Source organism: Gordonibacter pamelaeae 7-10-1-b (genome assembly GCF_000210055.1).
Classification (GTDB): Bacteria; Actinomycetota; Coriobacteriia; order Coriobacteriales; family Eggerthellaceae; genus Gordonibacter; species Gordonibacter pamelaeae.
The window spans coordinates 2807693-2809312 of the sequence record NC_021021.1 but is presented as its reverse complement, the minus strand read 5'-3'; the positions used below and the strand labels follow the sequence as shown (position 1 = coordinate 2809312).

The 1620-nt window shown below is 64.1% G+C and carries 3 protein-coding genes; all 3 read right to left on the bottom strand.

Annotation, left to right across the window (positions count from 1 at the left end):
* The coding region (locus GPA_RS20660) for a zinc-ribbon domain-containing protein (RefSeq protein ID WP_156791173.1) at window positions 1–72 on the bottom strand (72 nt) is incomplete at its 3' end.
* Between the two features lie 19 nt (window positions 73–91).
* Window positions 92–508 (bottom strand): PrgI family protein, encoded by a 417-nt coding sequence (locus GPA_RS13000; RefSeq protein ID WP_015540156.1) that lies wholly within the window; start codon window positions 506–508, stop codon window positions 92–94.
* Window positions 508–1620: hypothetical protein (locus GPA_RS12995; protein WP_041239623.1), on the bottom strand; the 1113-nt coding region annotated here is incomplete at its 5' end. The genes GPA_RS12995 and GPA_RS13000, both read right to left, overlap by 1 nt.

The following is a 1620-nucleotide window of genomic DNA, read 5'->3' as shown; positions in this document are numbered from 1 at the left end:
CAAGGGCGTGCCGCAGTAGGGGCACACCGCGGTGCCGTCCACGAGCTCGCAGTTGCAGTTGGGGCAGATCATGTGGTTTTCTCCGTTTTCTCTATGCCTCGGCCTCGGCGTCGGCCTCCAGCGCCGCCGCCTTCTCCGCTTTGGTCTCCTTCTTGGGCCTCTTGCCGGCTTTCGCCTTGGCGGAGGCGCGGTCGCCGTGCGGCGAGAGCGTCGGCGCGGCGAACAGGGCGACCTTCGGCCAGTCGCGGTCGGCCTTCCAGATGGCGAACCACTGCTCGAACTTGAGGTCGTGGATGCGCCCGAGGCCGACGAGCCCGATCGCGCCGCAGACGGACATGATCAGCATCAGCCACAGCGTGTTGATCTCGGTGAACGACGAGATCGCCAGCCCCATGCCGGCGGCGGTGATCGCGATGGCCGCTCCGGTCGCGACCTGGCGGTACGTGAAGCCGAACAGCGGCCTGGCCTCGTAGTCCTGGATGTCCTTGCGCAGGATGATCTCTACCATCAGCCCATCGCCCCCATGATCGTGTCCGCTATATGCTTGGATTGCCCGCACAGCGCCGAGAAGCCGAAGCATCCGGCCATGGACGCGAGCAGCGAGACGATGGTCCAGACCGAGTCATCGATGCCGGCATTCGGCTTGGTCGCCAGAAGCGACCCGGCGGCCGAGAAGCAGATCCCGGCGAAGGCGATGATCGTTATGAGGATCGCCGCCTGAAGGCACACGCCGGCGAACTTCTTGAAGTACCCGATGCCGGACGGCCTGGTCTCGCGCGTCGTGAGCATCACGAGCGGGAAGCCGGCGAAGGCCGTCATCAGGTAGATCTCGAACATGCGGGTGATGGTGAGCGTGAGGACCTTGATCAGGCACAGGCCGGTCGAGACGAGGATGACCATCGACACGAGCGCGTAGCCGAACGACCACGCGAACTGGCTGTACCTGATCTCCATCATGGAGAGCATGAAGGAGTTGAAGCCGACGCCGCTGATCTGTCCGGCCGCCAGCGTGTCGGAGACCTTGTTGGCGACCCACAGGAAGACCTCGTACACGCCGCCGCACAGCTGCACGGTATGGCTGATGAGGACCATGACGAGCGAGAACTTGACGATGATCCAGACGTAGTTGCCGGCCATCGAGAAGTGGTCGCCGCGGTTGGTCGAGACCTCCTTGGAGAACTCGAGAAGGGCCCACACGCACGCGAGGCCGAGAAAGCCCACGCAGATCGGCTGGATCACCTTGACCGAGACGTCGGCGGCCGCCGAGTACATCTTGGCGAAATCGGACCCCTCGCCGGTGAAGTCGAGCTTGAGCAGCCCCGACGACGAGATGCATTGCAGCATCGCCTCGCCGCAGTCGACGCAGAAGCTCGCGATGCCCTCGGCGGTGCTGTAGACGAAATAGGAGACCCAGGGCCCTGCGTTTACGACATCGAAGCCCGGATACTCCCCGCAGGCGCCCATCATGAGGTCGTCGTCGGTCCACATGGTGTTCGTGGTGATGCTGGGGTCTTTCTTGCGGTCCTTGATCGCCTGGTGGTAGTCGTCCTTGTATTTCGCCTCGAAGCTCTCCTTGGAGGTCTCCACGGCCAGGGCCGGCGATGGGCAGGCCAGTGCGGC

What these genes read in the sequence shown, in the direction of transcription:
- GPA_RS13000 (WP_015540156.1), bottom strand. Translation starts at nt 508, where the DNA reads ATGGTAGAGATCATCCTGCGCAAGGACATCCAGGACTACGAGGCCAGG.